We start from the raw sequence: 17,654 nt of genomic DNA, 5'->3' as shown, positions 1-17,654 counted from the left end.
CCCCTTCTCTATCTCGGCGAGGGAGGTTCTCTATCTCGCGGTGCAGGCTTATCTATCTCGGCGCGGGGGTCTCCAGGTCGAAGCCGGGGTCGACGTCGACGATCTCCAGCAGCTCGCCGATGCGCGTGACCTCGAGGAGGAACCGGACGGTGGGGGGCGCGCGCAGCACCCGGACGCGGTGCGGGCTGCGCGACGCGAGGCGTGCGAGGAACGCCACACCCGAGGAGTCCATGAAGGTGACGTGGTGGGCGTCGATCTCGACGGGAAGGCCCGAGCCCTCGGCGTCGGAGATCGCCTCGCCCAGCTCGGCTCCGATGTCGGCGTCGATCTCGCCGGACAGCACGACACGGGCGCGCGACGCACCCACGATGACGTGCACGCTCGCGGGGTCTCCCAGCTCAGGCACCGCGTCTGCCTCCTTCACGTCCGCACGCCGCAGATCACGTGGGGTCGTGTTCGATCCGTCGTGCACGGTGCTCCTTCCACGCGCGGGGCGTTCACCTCGAGTCTCGGCGGACACCAATCTACGGTTGAATGACCAGCAAGAACACCAACCAGGGCGGGGAATCTCGGCAGTGGAGGCATTATGACCGAATCATCCGGTCCTGTGCCGCCCCTTCCGGACGGATTTCTCGACGGGGCGATCGCGGCCGCCGTCATCCCCGCGTTCGTCACGGGCGCCTGGGACGACGGGATGCCCGTCCTGTGGATCAACGACGCCTTCGCGCGCGAGTCCGGGATCGGCGTCAACGACCTCGCCGTCCTCGGCCGGCACCCCCTCCTGGAGCTCGTGGACGACGACGCGGAGCGCGAGCGCAGCCAGGGCGACCTGCGTGCCGGGCGGCCCACCACGCGCATGGTGAGCGGGCGGCTCATGGACGGCCGCGCCACCTGGTGGCAGATCACGATGTCGCCGGTGCCGGGGGAACAGGGCCGGGCGGAGCACTGGTTCGGCACCGCCACGGACGTGTCGACGCACGTGGAGCGGCAGGCGAACCAGCTCGCCTCCCTCGAGGTGGAGCGCCGCGAGCGCGCGGACCTCGACCTCATCGCCCAGACCACGGAGCTGCTGGGCGACCTCGAGTACCCCTACGCGCTCCGCGACATCGCCGACCTGCTGCGCGCGCTGGTGCCCTGGGCCGGCTTCTACGTCAACGACGACGGGCTCGTCTTCGCCGACGGCGTCGACGTCGCGTCGCCGCCGACCGGCCGCGGCCGCCGGCACGCGCGGTACGTGCCCGAGCTGCCCGAGGACGCGCCGGCGGGGCGGTCCGACGCGTCGCAGGCCGACGACCGCCGCGAGCCGCTCCGGGACGAGGTCCAGGACCTGCTGGAGGGCGTCGTCGAGGGACCCGTCATGCTGCGGCTGGACGCAGGCTTCCCGGCGCACTCGGCGTCCGGCTGGCTGCGTCGCGACCTGCTGCGGCGCGTGGTGGAGGAGACGGGGGCGCTGCCGCGCGCCGTCGTCGTGCACGCCGTGGCCGGTCGGCGTCGCGTGCTGGGGCTGCTCGCCACCTGGCACGGCGTGGGCGTGGCGGCGGACGGCACCGTCACCGAGGAGGCCTGGCCCACCCCGGGCGAGCCCCAGCACGTGCACACCGTCATCGAGGTGGTGGCGCGCCGGGCCGGCACCGCCATCGACAACGCGCGCCTGTACGCGCGCGAGCACCGGCTCGCCGAGGCGCTGCAGCGCGCGATGCTGCCCGAGCAGGCCGACGTCTCCGGGCTCGACGTGTGGACCTACTACGCGCCCAACGCCGAGCACGCCCAGGTGGGCGGCGACTGGTACGACGTGCTGCAGATCAACGAGGGGGTCGTCGGGCTCGTGGTCGGCGACGTCGTCGGGCACGACGTCGAGGCCGCGGCGGCGATGGGGCAGCTGCGGTCGGTGGTGCGGTCGTACGCCTTCGAGCTCGCGACGCCGGGGATCGTCGTGGACCGCGTGGACCAGCTCGTCACGGGGATGCGCATCCCGCGGTCGGCGTCGATGGTCTACGCCACCCTCAAGCACCAGCAGGACGGCGACGCGTGGACCGTGCAGTACACGCGCGCCGGCCACCTGCCGCCGCTGCTGCTGCGCGACGGCAAGGTCACCCAGCTCGCGGGCGGGGCCGGGTCCCTGGTGGGCTTCGGGTCGAAGCCGCGCACCACCGGCCAGGCCGAGCTGCGCCGCGGCGACGTGCTCCTCTTCTACACCGACGGCCTCATCGAGCGCCGCGACCGGTCGCTCAAGGTCGGCCTCGACGCCCTCGTCGAGACGTCGGGACGCATCACCGCCCGCGACGCCGCCGGGGTGGGGGAGGAGCTGCTGTCCAGGCTGGCCGACGCCCCCGAGGACGACGTCGCGCTCGTCGTCGTGCGCGTGCCCGACCCGGTCGCGGACGCGCAGGTGCAGCCGCTCAGCCCGCGGTCGCGGCGGTGGCTGCTGCCCAGCGAGCCCGCGTCCATCGGGCGGGCGCGGCACGCCGTGCTGCGCACCTGCCAGGCGTGGGGGCTGCCGGAGTCCGCGTCGGCCGAGCTCGTCGTCTCCGAGCTGGTCGCCAACGGCGTGCTGCACGGCTGGGGCAACATCGCGCTGCGCCTCTTCGACACCGGCGATGGGCTGCGGATCGAGGTGGAGGACTCCAACCCCGCCCCGCCCGTCACCACCGACGGCCACCCCAACCGCGTCGGCGGGTTCGGGATGCAGATCGTGGAGCGGCTCGCCGACTGGGGCTGGCGGCCCGCCGGGTCCGGCAAGCTCGTGTGGGCCAAGCTGCACGCGAACGCCGTCGCGCCCCGCTGACCTGCCTGGAAGGCCTGCTCGTCTCAGTCGCGCAGCGCGCGGACCTCCTCGGGAGACGTGCCCGAGTCGCGCAGGAACTGCGCGCAGCGCTCCGCCTCGTCGGTCTCGCCGATCTGCGCGGCCGCCTCGGACAGCGCGGCGAGCGCGCGCAGGAAGCCCTGGTTGGGCACGTGGTCGGCGGGGATCGGGCCCTGGCCGCGCCAGCCCGCGCGGCGCAGCGCGTCGAGGCCGCGGTGGTAGCCGGTGCGCGCGTACGCGTACGCCGTCACGGAGCGGGCGGCGGTCGGCTCGTCGCCCGCGGCGTCGAGCGTGGCCTCGGCCAGCACGGCCCAGGCGAGGGACGCCGCAGGGTGGTCGGCGGCGAGCCGGGCCGGGTCCTCCCCGGTGTCGAGTCCGTCGCGCACCTGGGGGTGGTCGTCGGGCAGGCGGGTCGGGGGCGGGCCGGCGAGCAGGTCGTCCACGGGAGAGGTCATGGGCCCATTCTGGCCCGCTCCCCGCCTCGGTCCACGGATCGGCGCCTCGAGCGTCGCGCGCGGCCGGTCGCGGGTACGCTCGCTCCATGATCGAGATCGCGACGTCTTCGACGACGACGACGCTCGTGATCGCCGGTGACCTCGACCTCGCGGAGCGCGACCAGTTCCCGGAGATCGCCACCCGGGTGGTCGGGCTGCGGCGGCAGCTGCTGGTGATCGACATGTGCCGCGTCACGTTCATGGACTCCACCGGGGCCGCCTTCCTCATCTCCCTCGCCGACGCCGGGCGCAAGCGGGGCGGCGCCACGGTGCTGCGCGGCGCGGACGAGCGCGACCTGTTCGTGCTCGAGGTGTGCGGGGCGCTCGACCTGTTCCGCATCGACCGCGACCACCGGTGCGAGTCAGCGCCCGCGCCGTCGACCCCCGCCACGCACCACCCGGCAGGCTGAGCGCGCCGGACCGACGGGCAGGTCACGGGCGGGTAAACTCGGGCGCGGCCCGGCCCAGGAGGCCCGCCTCCTCAGGTGACGTGGGTGAAGACGCCGGGCCTCGTCGACGCGAGGAGATTTCATGCCAGCCGTGGTGCTCGTCGGTGCCCAGTGGGGCGATGAGGGCAAGGGGAAGGCCACGGACCTGCTCGGGTCCCGGGTCGACTACGTCGTGAAGTTCAACGGCGGCAACAACGCGGGTCACACCGTCGTCATCGGCGACGAGAAGTACGCGCTGCACCTGCTGCCCTCCGGCATCCTGTCGCCCGGCGTCGTCCCCGTCATCGGCAACGGCGTGGTCGTCGACATCGACGTGCTGTTCGAGGAGCTCGACGACCTGATCGCGCGGGGCGTGGACGTCTCCCGCCTGCTGGTCTCGAGCCAGGCGCACGTCATCGCCGGCTACCACCGCACGCTGGACAAGGTCACCGAGCGCTTCCTCGGCAAGCGCCGCATCGGCACCACGGGACGCGGCATCGGCCCGGCGTACGCCGACAAGATCAACCGCGTCGGCATCCGCATCGCCGACCTGTTCGACCCGAAGATCCTGCGGGAGAAGGTCGAGGGCTCCCTCGACCAGAAGAACCACCTGCTGGTGAAGGTCTACAACCGACGCGCGGTCGACATCGACGCGACGGTCGACGAGCTGCTCGCGCACGCCGAGCGCCTGCGCCCGATGGTCGCGAACACGCCCCTCGTGCTCAACCAGGCGCTCGACGAGGGCAAGAACGTGCTGTTCGAGGCCGGCCAGGCCACGATGCTCGACATCGACCACGGCACGTACCCGTTCGTCACGTCGTCGAGCGCGACGGCCGGCGGCGCGGTGACCGGCTCCGGCATCGGGCCCACCCGCGTGGACTCCGTCATCGGCGTCATCAAGGCGTACACGACGCGCGTCGGGGAGGGCCCGTTCCCCACCGAGCTGTTCGACGATATGGGCGAGTACCTGCTCAAGACCGGCGGCGAGTACGGCGTCACGACCGGCCGCGCGCGGCGCTGCGGCTGGTACGACTCCGTCATCGCGCGCTACGCGTCGCGCATCAACGGTCTGACGGACCTCGTGGTGACCAAGCTGGACGTGCTCACGGGCCTCGAGAAGGTGCCGGTCTGCGTGGCCTACGACGTGGACGGCACGCGCTACGACGAGATGCCCGACGACCAGTCGGCGTTCCACCACGCGACGCCGATCTACGAGGAGATGCCGGGCTGGTGGGAGGACATCTCCGGGGCCCGGACCATCGAGGACCTGCCCGCCAACGCGCAGGCGTACCTGGCGCGCCTGGAGGAGCTGTCCGGCTGCCGCATCTCCGCGGTGGGCGTCGGCCCGCGGCGCGACGAGATCATCCCGGTGCACGACCTCATCCACGCCCGGGCATGACCGCGACCGGCCAGGTCGTCGACGCGCTCGCCCCGACGGGCGTGCTGCGCGCGGTGATCAACCTCGGCAACCCGGTGCTCGCGCAGGGCACCGCGCAGGACCCGGCCGGGGTGACCGTCGACCTCGCCCGCGAGCTGGCCCGGCGCCTCGGCGTCGGGAGCGCGCTGGAGTGCGTCGACGCCGCCCGGCACTCGTTCGCGGCGGTCGCGGACGGCCGGGCCGACGTCGGCTTCCTCGCCGTCGAGCCCGAGCGCGCCGCGCAGGTCGCGTTCACCGCGCCGTACGTGCTCATCGAGGGCGTGTACGCCGTGCCGGACGGCTCGCCCGTGCGGACCGCCGACGACGTCGACCGGCCCGGCGTGCGGGTCGGGGTGAAGCAGGGCTCGGCCTACGACCTGTTCCTCACCCGCACCCTGACCCGGGCGGAGGTGGTGCGCGGCGCCGACGGCACCGTCGCCTTCGAGGAGCACGGCCTGGAGGTGGCGGCCGGCATCCGGCAGCCCCTGACGCGGTACGTCGCCGAGCACCCGGGGCTCCGCGTCGTCGAGCCGCGGTTCACCGAGATCCGCCAGGCCGTGGCCACGGGTCGCGACCGCGATCCCGTCGCCGTCGCGTGGTTGCGCGACACCGTCACCGAGCTGACCGCCGACGGCTTCGTCGCGGAGTCGCTCGCCCGGTCGGGACAGGACGCCACCGTCCCGGGGCCGGAGGACTAGGAGCGGCCGCGCGCCGGCGCCTCGGGCACCTGGTCGGCCCACACCTCCACGAGCTCGCGCAGCAGGCCGTCGGCGCCCCCGGTCGCGAACGACGCCACGTGGTAGACCTCGTCGCTCGCGCCGGTCGCGTCGCTGACGCGGGCGCGCAGGACGCCGCGGTCGCCGCCGTCCACGACGTCCTCGTGCTCGAACCGCCACGAGCCCGGGTAGTCGCGGTTGAGCCGGACGAAGCCGGCCTTGTCGAACGTCTCGCCGGTGTGCACGTAGCGGGCCCGGAAGTCCGGCGCGAGCAGGGCGGACAGGCCGTCCCAGTCCTGCGCGTCGATCCGGGCGGACAGGGACAGCAGCAGCTGAGCGGCGGTGGTCATGGCGTCAGCATGGCGGTCGCCACCGACGCCGTCCCTCGGGGCCTTCTACACTGGTCGCCCGTGAAGATCCTCGTCGTCGGGACCGGTGCCCGCGAGCACGCCATCGTCCACGCCCTGGCCGCCGAGTCTGCTGAAGGTGCGGCGCCGGCGCACGAGCTGCACGCCGCCCCGGGCAACCCGGGGATGGCGTCGCAGGCCGCGCTGCACCCGGTGGACGCGAACGACGGCCGCGCCGTCGCCGCCCTCGCCCGGACGCTCGGCGTCGACCTGGTCGTCGTCGGCCCCGAGGCGCCGCTGGTGGCCGGGGTCGCCGACGCCGTCCGCGAGGCCGGGATCCCCGTCTTCGGGCCGTCCGCCGAGGCCGCGCGGCTCGAGGGGTCGAAGGCGTTCGCGAAGGACGTCATGGCCGCCGCGGCGGTGCCGACGGCGATGGCCCACGTGTGCACCACCGTGGAGCAGGTCGCCGACGCGCTCGACGCCTTCGGCGCCCCCTACGTCGTCAAGGACGACGGGCTCGCCGCCGGCAAGGGCGTCGTCGTGACGTCCGACCGCGATGCCGCCCTCGCGCACGCCCGGGAGGCGCTCGGGGCGCGCGGCGACGACGGCCCCTCCACCCCGGAAGTCTCCTCGCTTCGCTCCGGGGACTCCCGGGGGCCCCGGAAGGTCGTGGTGGTCGAGGAGTACCTCGACGGCCCGGAGGTCTCGCTGTTCTGCCTGTGCGACGGCGCCACGGTCGTGCCGATGGTGCCGGCGCAGGACTTCAAGCGCGTCGGCGACGACGACGCCGGCCCCAACACCGGCGGCATGGGCGCCTACACGCCGCTCGACTGGGCGCCGACCGACCTGGTGGCCGAGGTCGTGGACCGCATCGCGCAGCCCACCGTGGACGAGATGGCCCGCCGCGGCACCCCGTTCTCCGGCGTGCTCTACGTGGGGCTGGCGCTGACCTCGCGCGGCACGCGCGTGGTGGAGTTCAACGCGCGCTTCGGCGACCCGGAGATCCAGGCCGTGCTGGCGCGGCTGCGCACCCCGCTGTCCGGCGTGCTGCTCGCCGCCGCCACCGGCCGCCTCGACGGCATCGAGCCGCTGCGCTGGTCGGACGACGCCGTGGTGAACGTCGTCGTCGCCTCCGAGGGATACCCCGAGTCGCCGCGCAAGGGCGACCCGATCACGGGCATCGACGACGCCGAGGCGCTCGACGGCGTGCACGTGCTGCACGCCGGCACCGCCGTCGTCGACGGCGCGCTGGTGTCCGCCGGCGGGCGCGTGCTGTCCGTCGTCGGCCGGGGCGCGGACCTCACGGCCGCCCGGGCGGCGTCCTACGCCGGGGTGGAGAAGATCGCGCTGGACGGCTCCCACCACCGCAGCGACATCGCCCTCAAGGCCGAGCGCGGCGAGGTCGCCGTCCCCTGACCGCTCGCCTCGGCGGGCGGCCGGTCAGCGCCCGGACGCCTCCGCGAACCAGCCGAACGAGTCGCCGCCGTCGAGGTCGTCCGCGTCGTGCTCCTCGCCGTCGTCGACCGGGTCCATCGCCGCCCCGCCGAGCAGCGAGCGGGTGATGCGCTCCCCGTCGGCGGTCATCTCCGCGACGGCGGTCGCCAGGTCGTCGTCCGTCACGGCCCGATCGTCCTCGGCGGCGAGCAGGACCGCCCGGCGGATCGCCTCCTTGACGAAGGAGGCCGTCACGCCCTCGGTGCTCTCCGCCGCGGCGTCGAGGGCGTGGTCGCCGAAGCCCTGGGCCCCGCCGTACAGCTCGAACAGGCGACGCCGCGCACCGGCGTCGGGCAGGGGGATCTCGACGGCGAGGTCCACACGCCCCGGGCGCTGGGACAGCGCGCGCTCCAGCAGGTCCGCGCGGTTGGTGGTGAGCACGAACGCCACGTCGGCGTCGGGGGCGAGCCCGTCCATGGCGTCGAGCACCTCGAACAGCAGCGGCTGGGGGCCGTCGTGGAACGACCGGTCCTCGGCGATGAGGTCGCAGTCCTCGAGCACGACGACGGCCGGCTGCATGGCCCGCGCGATCTCCGCGGCCACGCCCACCAGCTGGAGCGAGCCGCCGGCGAGGAGGATGACCGTGGTCCCGTCGGCGCGCCCGACGAGGTGGCGGACGGTGTGGGTCTTGCCGGTGCCGGGGGGCCCGTAGAGCAGCACGCCACGCTTGAGGTGCTGGCCGGCGGAGAGCAGCCGGTCCCGGTGCTCCGCGACGCCGAGGACCTGACGGGTCACCCGGTCGAGCGTGCCCGCCGGCAGCACGACGTCCGCCGCGGGCACGGTGTCGCGCCGGTGGAACGTGACACCCGCGCTCGTGGCCTCGTAGTCGCCCGCGGTGAACGACACGACCTGGCCGCGCAGCATGCTGTGGGTGATCATCGCCTCGCGCAGCTCGCCGAGGAACGCGAGCGCGTCGTCCTGGTCCGGAGCGATCACCTCGAGCGCGCCCTCCATCCCGAACCGTGGTGCGGCGGCCCGCTGCAGGACGGCGAGCGGGGAGCCGTCGACGGTGAGCAGCCGGAGCCCGAACGAGACCACCCGTCGTTCCGTGTCGGGGCCCGTCGCCGTCCGCGTGTAGTCGACCGCGCCCACCGGGAACTGGCGCCACTGCGAGGACTGCTCGACGATCTCCGAGAGCGAGGAGTGCATCCGCTGCTCGCCGCCGCCGACGCCGACCACGCGGCCCCCTCCGTGCCGCTCCGCCAGCGCGTCGAGGGCGACGTCGGCGTCCACCGTCCGCAGGGGCGAGAGCGTCTCGGTGACGACCGGCAGGGACCGCGGGTCGTGACCGAGGTGCTCGGCGAGGACGGCGGCGACGGTCGTCCCCGCGGCCGACCGGGCCTGCTGGGCCTCGGCCGCGAGGTCGGACAGCCGCTGGAAGGCGGCGAGGAAGGGCGCGAGGTCCACGGAGGGGACCGCGGTCCCGTGGTCGGGCGACATGCTGGAACACTAGGGCTCGTGACCGAGACGCACGATGTGAACCAGCCCGGTGCCGACCAGACCGACGCGTTCGCCGGCGGACCGCTCGACCTGCCGGGGTGGCGGCACGTCTACTCCGGCAAGGTGCGCGACCTGTACGAGCCGGACCTGCCGGCCCTGGGCGGTGTGCACCCGCTCGGGGACGTCGTGCTCGTCGTGGCGTCCGACCGTGTGTCCGCCTACGACCACACGCTCTCCCCGGGGATCCCGGACAAGGGCGTGGTGCTCACGCAGCTCAGCCTCTGGTGGTTCGACCAGCTGGCGGACCTCGTGCCGAACCACGTCGTGTCCACGGAGGCGAGCGCCGAGCCGGGCGACGGCCTCGTGCCCGACGTCGTCGCCGGGCGCGCGATGGTCTGCCGCCGGCTGGAGATGTTCCCCGTCGAGTGCGTGGCCCGCGGCTACCTCACGGGCTCCGGGCTGGCCGAGTACCGGGCGTCCGGCGAGGTCACGGGCCTCCCGCTGCCGGGCGGCCTGGTCGACGGGTCGCGCCTGCCCGAGGCGATCTTCACCCCCGCCACCAAGGCCGAGGTGGGGGAGCACGACGAGAACGTCACGTTCGAGGAGGTCGCCCGGCGGATCGGCGACGACGCGGCCGCCCGGCTGCGGGACCTCACGCTCGCCGTCTACTCGCGGGCCGAGCAGATCGCGCGCGAGCGCGGCGTGATCCTCGCGGACACCAAGCTGGAGTTCGGCGTCGACCCGGCGACCGGCGAGACGGTGCTCGGCGACGAGGTCCTCACGCCCGACTCGTCACGGTTCTGGCCCGCGGACGAGTGGGAGCCCGGTCACGCCCAGCCCAGCTTCGACAAGCAGTTCGTGCGCGACTGGCTGACGTCGCCCGCCTCTGGCTGGGACCGCGCGTCGGACGTGCCGCCGCCCGCGCTGCCGGCCGACGTCGTCGAGCGCACGCGCGACCGCTACCTCGAGGCCTACGAGCGGCTGACGGGGGCGCCCCTGCGCTGAGGCGCCCCCCGTCTGACCCCGCGGCTCCGCGGCTCAGCGGGTCACAGGCCGGAGCCCTGGACGCTGCCCTCCAGCGGCGAGCCGTCCGGGTTCTGCGCCCAGCACATGAGGCGCCGGTCGCCGAACGCCCACGACGCCTGGGTGGGGTAGAGGTACATCATGTCGAGGCTGGACGAGCCGTAGTCCGTGCCGACGTAGGCGCCGAACTGCTCGAAGCAGAAGTCCTCCGTGGTGGCGACCACCGACTCCTCGCCCGGGTACTCGGCGTCCGTGAGCTCGTCGACGCCCACCATCTCCGCCCCGTGCGGCGACGCGCAGTCTATCGCGACGATGCCGGTGAGGTCGGTGGCGCTCTCCGGCAGCTCGAAGCAGTCGCCCAGGTTCAGGTTCGCGCCCGTGCGGTCGGCGTACGACTCCTCGAGGCCCTGGCTGAACCCCTCCCGGAAGTCGTCGTTCGTCGCCGCCAGGACGACGAGGCCGATGACCAGCAGCCAGCCGAGGATCCCCAGCGCGCCGAGCACGACGCCGGCGATCGCGAGCCCCCGACCGCCCTGGCCCGTGCGCCGGGTGCGCCGCATCCCCGCGATGCCGAGGCCCAGCGCGACGGGGCTGATGCCGAGGATGCCGGTGATCAGCGCGGCGATCGAGAGCCCGTCCGTCCCGGGCGCGGGCTGCGCGTACGGCGAGGGCGCGCCGTACGGGGAGGGGGCGCCGTGCGGCGCGGGCTGTCCCTCGGAGGGGGCCTGCTGGTCGTACGGCGTCACGGGTGCGGACGCGCCGGAGGCTGCGTACGGCGCCGGCGGCTCGGTCGGCGCGGGCCCGGTCGCGGGCGTCGTGCCGGCCTCGGGCGTGGCGTACGGGTCGGGCGTGCCGCCCGCGGGCGGAGGGGTGGGTGCGGACATGCTTCCTCGGGGTTCGGTGCGATGGTGGATGACGCGGCGTCGGCGGCGCCGTCGTCCGGCTGCGCTCCGCGGCGTCAGAAGGCTAGCGTGCGGGCGGTAGACTCGTCGCGGAATCCCGCCGTCGTGCTCCCGCCCCCACGCGCGCGCCCCCGCGGTGCCGCCCGTGCCGGGACCTGAGGAGCGGCGGCCGCTGGACCACCCGGCCAGCTACCGGTCACGATCCAAGGAGCACCCGTGGGACGCGTCGTCGTCGAGGTCATGCCCAAGCCCGAGATCCTGGACCCCCAGGGCAAGGCCGTCGTCGGGGCGCTGCCCCGCCTCGGCTTCACCCAGTTCAGCGGGGTGCGCCAGGGCAAGCGGTTCGAGCTCGAGGTGGACGGCGACGTCACGCCCGAGGTGCTCGCCGCCGCGCAGCAGGCCGCCGAGACGCTGCTGTCCAACCCCGTCATCGAGGACGTCGTGCGCGTGGCCGACGCCGCGACCGACGCCGCCGGGACGATCACCGCCGAGGGCGTGGCCTGATGACCGCCGGCACCCTCGCGTCGGCGCGGATCGGCGTCGTCACGTTCCCGGGCACGCTCGACGACCGCGACGCCGCGCGCGCCGTGCGGCTCGCGGGCGGCGAGCCCGTGTCGCTGTGGCACGGCGACGGCGACCTGCAGGGCGTCGACGCCGTCGTCCTGCCCGGCGGCTTCTCCTACGGCGACTACCTGCGCGCCGGCGCCATCTCGCGGTTCGCGCCCGCCATGGACGCCGTCGTGGACGCCGCGAAGGGCGGGATGCCCGTGCTCGGCATCTGCAACGGCTTCCAGGTGCTGACCGAGGCGCACCTGCTGCCCGGGTCGATGGTGAAGAACGACCACCTGCACTTCGTGTGCCGCGAGCAGGTGCTGTCGGTCGAGAACACGTCGACCGCCTGGACGAACCAGTACCGGGCCGGCCAGCACATCACCATCCCGCTGAAGAACCAGGACGGCCAGTTCGTCGCCGACGACCGCACCCTCGACGAGCTCGAGGGCGAGGGCCGCGTCGTGTTCCGCTACCAGGGCTGGAACCCGAACGGCTCGCGTCGTGACATCGCGGGCATCACCAACGCGCGCGGCAACGTGGTCGGCCTCATGCCGCACCCGGAGCACGCCGTCGAGGCCGGCTTCGGCCCGGACGGCGAGGCCGGCCCGCGATCCGGCACGGACGGGCTCGGCTTCTTCACGTCGGTGCTGGCGTCGCTCGTCTCGGCATGACCGCCACCACCACCCTGCCGTCCACCGTCGGGCCGGAGGGCCTGACGGTGGACGCCGTGGCGTGGGACGACCCCGTCGCCGCTGCCCTGCGCGCCGCGCAGGAAGCGGAGATGGCGGTGCGGTACGGCGGGGACGACGAGGCGCCGGCGATCGACCCGCGGTCGATCGTCGTCACTCTCGTCGCCCGGCTGGACGGCCGTCCCGTCGGCACCGCCGCCGTGCGCGACGTGTCCGGGACGGACGACCGGCGCGGGCGCGGCACCGCGCACCCGGCGGCGACCGGCGAGGTCAAGCGCCTGTACGTGGACGGGGACGCCCGCGGGCGCGGCGTCGCCCGTCGGCTCATGGCCGAGCTGGAGCGCGCCGCCCGCCAGGTCGGCTTCCGCCGGTTCGTGCTGGAGACCGGCACCGCGCAGCCCGAGGCGATCGCGCTGTACGAGGCCATCGGCTACGAGCCGATCGAGTCGTTCGGCGACCACGCCGGGTTCGAGCAGCAGCGCTGCTACGGCAAGCGCCTCTGACCTCGCCCTCGCAGGCTCAGCCCGCGGCGCCCGCGGCGCCCGCGGACCACGCGGGCAGCTGCTGCAGGGTCCAGGAGTTGCCGTCCGGGTCGGCGAACGTGACGAACCGGCCCCAGGGCTGGTCGTCCACGCCGTCGGCCTCGACGCCCACGCTCCGCAGGTGCGCCAGCGCCTCGTCCGCGTCGGGCACCACCACCTGGATCGCGTCCAGCTGACCCGGCTGCAGGGTGCCGCCCAGGCCCGTCCCGAACGCGATCGAGCAGGCCGAGCCCGGCGGCGTCATCTGGACGAACCGCAGGTCGTCGTTCACCTGCTGGTCGTGGTCGGGGTGGAAGCCGACGCGCTCGTAGAACTCCCTCGCCCGGTCCACGTCGCTCACGGGCACGTGGATCAGCTCGATCTTCCAGTCCATGGGTCTGCTCCTCGGGTGCGTCCTGCGTGGGGTGGGTGGGTCATGCCTGGTCGAGCAGCGGCCGCACCTCGCGGCCGAGCAGCTCGACGAACCCGGCGAGGTCGGGCTCGTCGGCCGTGGGCTGCACCGCGACGGCGGAGGCCCCGGCGGCGGCCAGCCGCAGCACGCCGTCCGCGATGGCGCGGGCGTCGCCGGCCGCGCCGATACCGCGCCCGGGCTCGGCGCCCCACAGCGGGAGCTCGGCGTCGAGCCGCTGCTGCGCGCCGTCGCCCGTCGCGGCGATGAGCGTGGCGTACACGCCCGGCACGGGACGGCCGGCGGCCTGCGCCGCGGCGCCGGCCGTCTCGGCGGCCCCGCGCACGTCGTCCGGCGTGAGCGCGTTGGCCAGGATGACGCCGTCGCCCAGCTCGCCCGCCAGGGCCAGGGAGCGCGGCCCGACGCCGCCCAGCAGCAGCGGCACCTGGGGCGCGGGCCAGTCGAGGCGGACGCGGTCGAGCGTCACGTAGCGGCCCGACGTCGTCACCTCGTCACCGGCGAGCAGCCGCCGCAGCGCCTCGGTGTGCTCGCGCAGCAACGTGAGGGGCGACTTCACCCGGACCCCGGACTGCTCCATCCAGGCCTGGACGCCGTGACCCACGGCGGGCACGAACCGGCCCGGGAACATGCGTCCGAGCGTGGCGACCTCCATCGCCGTCACGGCGGTGCTGCGCAGCGGCGCGGGCATGAGGCCGATCCCCACCCGGACCCGTGCGGTCCAGGCGAGGGCGGCCGCCGCCGACGCGACGCCGCTCTGCTTGAAGCAGTCCTCCCAGACCCACAGGTCGTCGAGGCCGGCGGCCTCGACGGCGGTGGCGAGCGACCGCAGGGACTCCGGCGTCATCGTGGGGACGAAGGCGACGCCGAGGCGGACGGCGGGGCGGGCTTCGGGGGCAGGGGTGACCGTCATCACGCCATCGTGCCGCGGGGCACCGACACCCGCTCGGGCCACCGGCCGCCGTGCCGGGCCTCGGGTCAGGCGTGCTCGTCGCGCAGGTAGGCGAGCTGCGCGACGACGGACTGCCGCGCCGCGCGCCGCACCGACGGGTCCACGTCCGCGTAGACGTGCGCGACGACGGCGTCGGCCGCGTCGTCCGGGGCCCCCGCGTCGCCGGGCGCCCGGCCGAGCGCCGCGAGCGCGGCGCGCACCTGCTCGAGGCGCTCCAGGCGGTGGGCGCGGTACGTGCGGACGGCGGCGCCGAGGTCGTCGATCGCCGGGCCGTGCCCGGGCAGGCCGGTGCGGCCCTCGCCCACCCTCTCCAGCACGTCCAGGCTGGCGAGGTAGTCCCGCAGCGACCCGTCGGGCTCGGCGATCACCGTGGTGCCCTGCCCGAGCACCGTGTCGCCCGTGAGCACCACCGGGTCGCTCGCACCGGGGCGACCGGGTGCCGCCACGACGAACGACACCGAGTCGGCCGTGTGCCCCGGCGTGGCGAGGACGTCGACGCGCACGCCGGCGGCCTCGATCGTCTCGCCGTCGCGCAGCGGCTCGCCGCCGTGGCAGTGCGCCGGGTCGGCGGCCCGCACCGGGGCGGCGGTGAGCGCGTGCAGCCGTGCCGACCCGGCCGTGTGGTCCGCGTGCCGGTGCGTGACCAGCACCAGCTCCACCGGGCCCGCCTCGGCCAGGGTCGCGAGGTGCCGCTCGTCGTCGGGCCCCGGGTCCACGACCACGCACGACGCCGAGCCCGGCGCGCGCAGCACGTAGGAGCGCGTGCCGTCCAGCGTCATCGGGCCGGGGTTGTCCGCGCGGACGACGGTGACGTGGGGCATGCGGGCCTCGCTCTCGGGACGCGGTCGGGTCGGCACGGCGTGCCCGGACCGGCCCTCATGATGGCCGATGCGGGGGCGCGCCGCAGGGACGGGCCGACGCGTCAGGCCGCGAGGGCCTCGGCGAGCAGCTCGAGCGTCCGGACGCGGCCGGGGGTGGCGTCCAGCGGCTCGGACTCGTACGAGCCTGCGACGGGCACGACCATGACCTCGTCCACGCCGTGCCGGGTGGCGAGGTCGCGGAGCTGCGCCGCGGCCTGGTGGGGCTCGCCGACCACCCAACGCGCACGCATGTCGGCGATGATCTGCTCCGCCATCGGGTCCAGCGGCTCGGCGGCGGCCTGCTCGACCGTCTCGGCGCGGCCCATGGGCTTGCCGGTGCGCAGGCGCGCCATCGACCGCAGCTGCGGCAGGGCGCGCTCGTGCGCCTCGACCGCGGTCGGCGCGACGACGACGTTCGCCGTGAGGAACGTCCGCGGCTCCGGGTGGGCCGGGCTGGGCCGGTAGCCGTCCCGGTACAGCGCGAGTACCTGGTCGACGCCCGCGCCCGAGAAGTGGTTGGCGAACACGTACGGCAGCCCCAGCTCCGCGGCGAGACGGGCGGAGTAGTCGCTGGAGCCGAGCAGCCACACCTCCGGCGTGCCGTCGGCGGCGGGCGTGGCGTGCACGTCGTAGAGGTTGCCGTCGCCGAGGCGCAGGGCGGCGCCCTCGGGGCTCATGAGGGAGAGGATGTCGCGCACGTGCTGCGGGAACCGCTCGACGTCCGACGTCGGGCCGGACTGACGCAGGAGCGCCGTGACGACCGGGTCCGAGCCGGGGGCGCGGCCGAGACCGAGGTCGACGCGCCCGGGGGCGAGGGCCTCGAGCGCGGCGAACTGCTCCGCCACGACGAGCGGCGCGTGGTTGGGCAGCATCACGCCGCCCGAGCCCACGCGGATGCGCTCGGTGACGGCGGCGGCCGCCGCGATCATCACCGGCGGCGTCGACGCCGCCACCGCGGGCATGTTGTGGTGCTCGGCGAACCAGTACCGCTCGAAGCCCAGCTCGTCCGCCCGGCGCACCAGCGCGAGCGAGGCGGCCAGTGCCTGCGGGCTGGACTGGCCGGTGCGGACCGGGACGAGGTCCAGCACGGAGAGTCGCGGGGAGGTGGGCGCGGGGGCGGGGGCATTGGCGTTCATCGCCTGGGACAACCCTCGGCGACGTCGTGCCTATTCCGCCCGCAACCGTTCGCAGACGGGGTTGTGGGTGTGATCGTGGCCCTGTCTCAGCACGACAGGGGGCCACGAGCGCACCCACAACGGCGGGCGGGGTCAGGGGAGGGGGTCGCGGAGACCGCTCGCGCGGCGGACGGGGTGCGCGACCGCCGCGCGGACGGCGTCGGCGGTGCCGACGACGCGCACGAACTCCTGCGCGCGGGTGACCGCCGTGTACAGCAGCTCGCGGGTGAGCAGCGGCGACGTGGGCGGCGGCAGCACGAGGGAGACCCGGCGGAACTGGCTGCCCTGCGCGCGGTGCACGGTCATGGCGTGCACGGTCTCGACCGGGGGCAGCCGGTGGGTGCGCACGCGCAGCGGCGCGCGCGGGTCGCCGAACGCCGCGACCACCGCACCGTCGGCGGGGTCGCCCTCCGCGACGAGCACGCCGGTGTCGCCGTTGTACAGGCCGACGTCGGCGTCGTTGCTCGTGACCAGCAGGGGGCGGCCCACCACCCACGGCGTCCCGGGCGCCGCCGCGAGCACGCCGCCGTCGGCCGTCGCGTCCTCCACCCATGCCTCGACCTGCGCCGCCCAGCGGGACACGCCCACGGGTCCGCGCCGGTGCGCCACCATGACGCGGTGCGCGGTGAGCGCCTCGAGGGCGCCCCCCGCGTCTCCCGCTCGTGCCGCGGCGACCAGGCGCCGACCCGCGTCGACGGCGTCGTCGTGCAGCCCCTGCACGGCGTGCTCGTCGAGGCGCTCGGTGTCCGCCTCGACCAGCTCGACGCCGCCCGTGCCGGCGCGCAGGACGTCGAGGACGGCGTCGGCGTCGCCGTCGCGGATGGCGGCAGCGAGCGGCAGGATCGCGGAGTCCTCGTCCTGCCGGTGCACCGTGACGAGCCGCACGACGCCGTTGGCCAGGGCGGCGCCCTCGTCCGGCCCGCCCGCCGGCGGAGTGGTGGTGACGTGCTCGGCCAGGCGCTCGACCACCGGCGGGCGCGCGACGAGGTCGCCCAGGACGGCGCCGGCCTCGACCGACGCGAGCTGGTCCGGGTCGCCGACGAGCACGAGCCGCGCGTCCGGGCGCAGCGCCTCGAGTAGCCGCGCCATGAGCGACAGCGGCACCATCGACGTCTCGTCCACGACGACGACGTCGTGCGGCAGGTGGTGGCCGGAGTGGTGCCGGAAGCGGGTGGCGCTGCGGTAGCCCAGCAGCCGGTGGACCGTGGTCGCGTCCGGCCGGCCGGTGCGCTCGCGGTCCTCGGGCGCCAGGGCGCCGACGACGTCGCGGACCGCCTCCTGCAGCCGGGCGGCGGCCTTGCCCGTCGGCGCGGCGAGCGCGACCCGCAGGGCGGGCTCCCTGGCGACGTCCTGCAGCACGGCCAGCAGGCGCGCGACCGTCGTGGTCTTGCCGGTGCCGGGACCGCCGGTGAGC

At 75.2% G+C, this 17,654-nt stretch carries 19 protein-coding genes; 9 read left to right on the top strand and 10 right to left on the bottom strand.

Translation table 11 applies throughout. The annotated features are described in order from the left end of the window. Positions 1 to 52 precede the first annotated feature (52 nt). On the bottom strand, positions 53 to 406 hold the full coding sequence (locus ACFUVW_RS11700; protein ID WP_245807192.1) for an STAS domain-containing protein: 354 nt from the start codon (positions 404 to 406) through the stop codon (positions 53 to 55). Positions 407 to 586: 180 nt separating this feature from the next. Here ACFUVW_RS11700 and ACFUVW_RS11695 point away from each other — a divergent pair, with 180 nt between their 5' ends. Further along, entirely contained in the window at positions 587 to 2,785 is a 2,199-nt protein-coding gene (locus tag ACFUVW_RS11695; RefSeq protein ID WP_430571497.1) for a SpoIIE family protein phosphatase, read from the top strand. A gap of 23 nt (positions 2,786 to 2,808) precedes the next feature. On the opposite strand, the gene ACFUVW_RS11690 is transcribed toward ACFUVW_RS11695, so the two are convergent. Then, positions 2,809 to 3,258 carry a DUF3151 domain-containing protein gene (locus ACFUVW_RS11690; protein ID WP_430571496.1) on the bottom strand — a complete coding sequence of 150 codons (450 nt, stop codon included), beginning with the start codon at positions 3,256 to 3,258 and terminating at the stop codon, positions 2,809 to 2,811. 86 nt (positions 3,259 to 3,344) lie between these two features. On the opposite strand from ACFUVW_RS11690, the gene ACFUVW_RS11685 reads away from it, so the two are divergent. The 3 genes from ACFUVW_RS11685 (at position 3,345) to ACFUVW_RS11675 (ending at position 5,840) form a co-directional block, all read left to right on the top strand. Beyond that, entirely contained in the window at positions 3,345 to 3,707 is a 363-nt protein-coding gene (locus ACFUVW_RS11685; RefSeq protein ID WP_429735554.1) for an STAS domain-containing protein, read from the top strand. A gap of 121 nt (positions 3,708 to 3,828) precedes the next feature. Beyond that, positions 3,829 to 5,124: an adenylosuccinate synthase gene (locus ACFUVW_RS11680; protein ID WP_430571495.1), complete on the top strand. Its 1,296-nt coding sequence runs from the start codon at positions 3,829 to 3,831 to the stop codon at positions 5,122 to 5,124. Further along, a complete protein-coding gene (locus ACFUVW_RS11675) occupies positions 5,121 to 5,840 on the top strand; it encodes a transporter substrate-binding domain-containing protein (RefSeq protein WP_430571494.1) in 720 nt (239 codons plus the stop codon). Before ACFUVW_RS11680 ends, ACFUVW_RS11675 begins: the two co-directional genes overlap by 4 nt. Here the strand turns inward: ACFUVW_RS11675 and ACFUVW_RS11670 are convergent. Further along, complete coding sequence (locus tag ACFUVW_RS11670; RefSeq protein ID WP_430571493.1) at positions 5,837 to 6,208, bottom strand: nuclear transport factor 2 family protein; 372 nt, start codon at positions 6,206 to 6,208, stop codon at positions 5,837 to 5,839. The genes ACFUVW_RS11675 and ACFUVW_RS11670 overlap by 4 nt on opposite strands. Positions 6,209 to 6,268: 60 nt before the next feature. On the opposite strand from ACFUVW_RS11670, the gene purD reads away from it, so the two are divergent. Next, entirely contained in the window at positions 6,269 to 7,621 is a 1,353-nt protein-coding gene (gene purD, locus ACFUVW_RS11665) for a phosphoribosylamine--glycine ligase (protein WP_430571492.1), read from the top strand. Positions 7,622 to 7,645: 24 nt separating this feature from the next. Here the strand turns inward: purD and ACFUVW_RS11660 are convergent, their stop codons facing one another. Then, on the bottom strand, positions 7,646 to 9,139 hold the full coding sequence (locus ACFUVW_RS11660; RefSeq protein WP_430571491.1) for an AAA family ATPase: 1,494 nt from the start codon (positions 9,137 to 9,139) through the stop codon (positions 7,646 to 7,648). Positions 9,140 to 9,175: 36 nt separating this feature from the next. Between ACFUVW_RS11660 and ACFUVW_RS11655 the strand changes: the two genes are divergently transcribed. Then, entirely contained in the window at positions 9,176 to 10,144 is a 969-nt protein-coding gene (locus tag ACFUVW_RS11655; RefSeq protein WP_430571498.1) for a phosphoribosylaminoimidazolesuccinocarboxamide synthase, read from the top strand. A gap of 41 nt (positions 10,145 to 10,185) precedes the next feature. Here the strand turns inward: ACFUVW_RS11655 and ACFUVW_RS11650 are convergent, their stop codons facing one another. Next, positions 10,186 to 11,046 carry a DUF4190 domain-containing protein gene (locus tag ACFUVW_RS11650; RefSeq protein ID WP_430571490.1) on the bottom strand — a complete coding sequence of 287 codons (861 nt, stop codon included), beginning with the start codon at positions 11,044 to 11,046 and terminating at the stop codon, positions 10,186 to 10,188. A gap of 234 nt (positions 11,047 to 11,280) precedes the next feature. On the opposite strand from ACFUVW_RS11650, the gene purS reads away from it, so the two are divergent. Genes purS through ACFUVW_RS11635 form a run of 3 tightly spaced genes read left to right on the top strand, consistent with a single transcriptional unit; the run spans position 11,281 to position 12,808 of the window. After that, positions 11,281 to 11,568 (top strand): phosphoribosylformylglycinamidine synthase subunit PurS, encoded by a 288-nt coding sequence (gene purS / locus ACFUVW_RS11645; protein ID WP_079575850.1) that lies wholly within the window; start codon positions 11,281 to 11,283, stop codon positions 11,566 to 11,568. Continuing rightward, a complete protein-coding gene (purQ, locus tag ACFUVW_RS11640; RefSeq protein WP_430571489.1) occupies positions 11,568 to 12,287 on the top strand; it encodes a phosphoribosylformylglycinamidine synthase subunit PurQ in 720 nt (239 codons plus the stop codon). Before purS ends, purQ begins: the two co-directional genes overlap by 1 nt. Then, positions 12,284 to 12,808 (top strand): GNAT family N-acetyltransferase, encoded by a 525-nt coding sequence (locus ACFUVW_RS11635; protein WP_430571488.1) that lies wholly within the window; start codon positions 12,284 to 12,286, stop codon positions 12,806 to 12,808. Before purQ ends, ACFUVW_RS11635 begins: the two co-directional genes overlap by 4 nt. Positions 12,809 to 12,824: 16 nt before the next feature. Here the strand turns inward: ACFUVW_RS11635 and ACFUVW_RS11630 are convergent, their stop codons facing one another. The 5 genes from ACFUVW_RS11630 to recD all read right to left on the bottom strand — a co-directional run. After that, complete coding sequence (locus ACFUVW_RS11630; protein ID WP_430571487.1) at positions 12,825 to 13,220, bottom strand: VOC family protein; 396 nt, start codon at positions 13,218 to 13,220, stop codon at positions 12,825 to 12,827. Positions 13,221 to 13,260: 40 nt separating this feature from the next. Then, complete coding sequence (locus ACFUVW_RS11625) at positions 13,261 to 14,166, bottom strand: LLM class flavin-dependent oxidoreductase (RefSeq protein WP_430571486.1); 906 nt, start codon at positions 14,164 to 14,166, stop codon at positions 13,261 to 13,263. 65 nt (positions 14,167 to 14,231) lie between these two features. Further along, on the bottom strand, positions 14,232 to 15,026 hold the full coding sequence (locus tag ACFUVW_RS11620) for an MBL fold metallo-hydrolase (protein ID WP_430571485.1): 795 nt from the start codon (positions 15,024 to 15,026) through the stop codon (positions 14,232 to 14,234). Positions 15,027 to 15,127: 101 nt separating this feature from the next. Further along, complete coding sequence (locus ACFUVW_RS11615) at positions 15,128 to 16,201, bottom strand: LLM class flavin-dependent oxidoreductase (RefSeq protein ID WP_430571484.1); 1,074 nt, start codon at positions 16,199 to 16,201, stop codon at positions 15,128 to 15,130. A gap of 132 nt (positions 16,202 to 16,333) precedes the next feature. Next, a partial coding sequence (gene recD, locus ACFUVW_RS11610; protein WP_430571483.1) for an exodeoxyribonuclease V subunit alpha occupies positions 16,334 to 17,654 on the bottom strand: 1,321 nt, incomplete at its 5' end.

The sequence above is a fragment of the Isoptericola sp. NPDC057391 genome, from assembly GCF_042668085.1.
Classification (GTDB): Bacteria; Actinomycetota; Actinomycetes; order Actinomycetales; family Cellulomonadaceae; genus Isoptericola.
Note: the sequence above shows the minus strand (reverse complement) of the source record. Positions and strands in the feature narration are given on the sequence as shown.

Bases quoted from the DNA above. Each gene is read 5' to 3' on its own strand.
- ACFUVW_RS11625 (WP_430571486.1), bottom strand. From the start codon at position 14,166: ATGACGGTCACCCCTGCCCCCGAAGCCCGCCCCGCCGTCCGCCTCGGC.
- ACFUVW_RS11620 (WP_430571485.1), bottom strand. From the start codon at position 15,026: ATGCCCCACGTCACCGTCGTCCGCGCGGACAACCCCGGCCCGATGACG.
- ACFUVW_RS11685 (WP_429735554.1), top strand. From the start codon at position 3,345: ATGATCGAGATCGCGACGTCTTCGACGACGACGACGCTCGTGATCGCC.
- ACFUVW_RS11630 (WP_430571487.1), bottom strand. From the start codon at position 13,220: ATGGACTGGAAGATCGAGCTGATCCACGTGCCCGTGAGCGACGTGGAC.
- ACFUVW_RS11680 (WP_430571495.1), top strand. From the start codon at position 3,829: ATGCCAGCCGTGGTGCTCGTCGGTGCCCAGTGGGGCGATGAGGGCAAG.
- ACFUVW_RS11695 (WP_430571497.1), top strand. From the start codon at position 587: ATGACCGAATCATCCGGTCCTGTGCCGCCCCTTCCGGACGGATTTCTC.
- ACFUVW_RS11615 (WP_430571484.1), bottom strand. From the start codon at position 16,201: ATGAACGCCAATGCCCCCGCCCCCGCGCCCACCTCCCCGCGACTCTCC.
- ACFUVW_RS11675 (WP_430571494.1), top strand. From the start codon at position 5,121: ATGACCGCGACCGGCCAGGTCGTCGACGCGCTCGCCCCGACGGGCGTG.
- ACFUVW_RS11660 (WP_430571491.1), bottom strand. From the start codon at position 9,139: ATGTCGCCCGACCACGGGACCGCGGTCCCCTCCGTGGACCTCGCGCCC.
- ACFUVW_RS11670 (WP_430571493.1), bottom strand. From the start codon at position 6,208: ATGACCACCGCCGCTCAGCTGCTGCTGTCCCTGTCCGCCCGGATCGAC.
- ACFUVW_RS11690 (WP_430571496.1), bottom strand. From the start codon at position 3,258: ATGACCTCTCCCGTGGACGACCTGCTCGCCGGCCCGCCCCCGACCCGC.
- purQ (WP_430571489.1), top strand. From the start codon at position 11,568: ATGACCGCCGGCACCCTCGCGTCGGCGCGGATCGGCGTCGTCACGTTC.
- ACFUVW_RS11650 (WP_430571490.1), bottom strand. From the start codon at position 11,046: ATGTCCGCACCCACCCCTCCGCCCGCGGGCGGCACGCCCGACCCGTAC.
- ACFUVW_RS11635 (WP_430571488.1), top strand. From the start codon at position 12,284: ATGACCGCCACCACCACCCTGCCGTCCACCGTCGGGCCGGAGGGCCTG.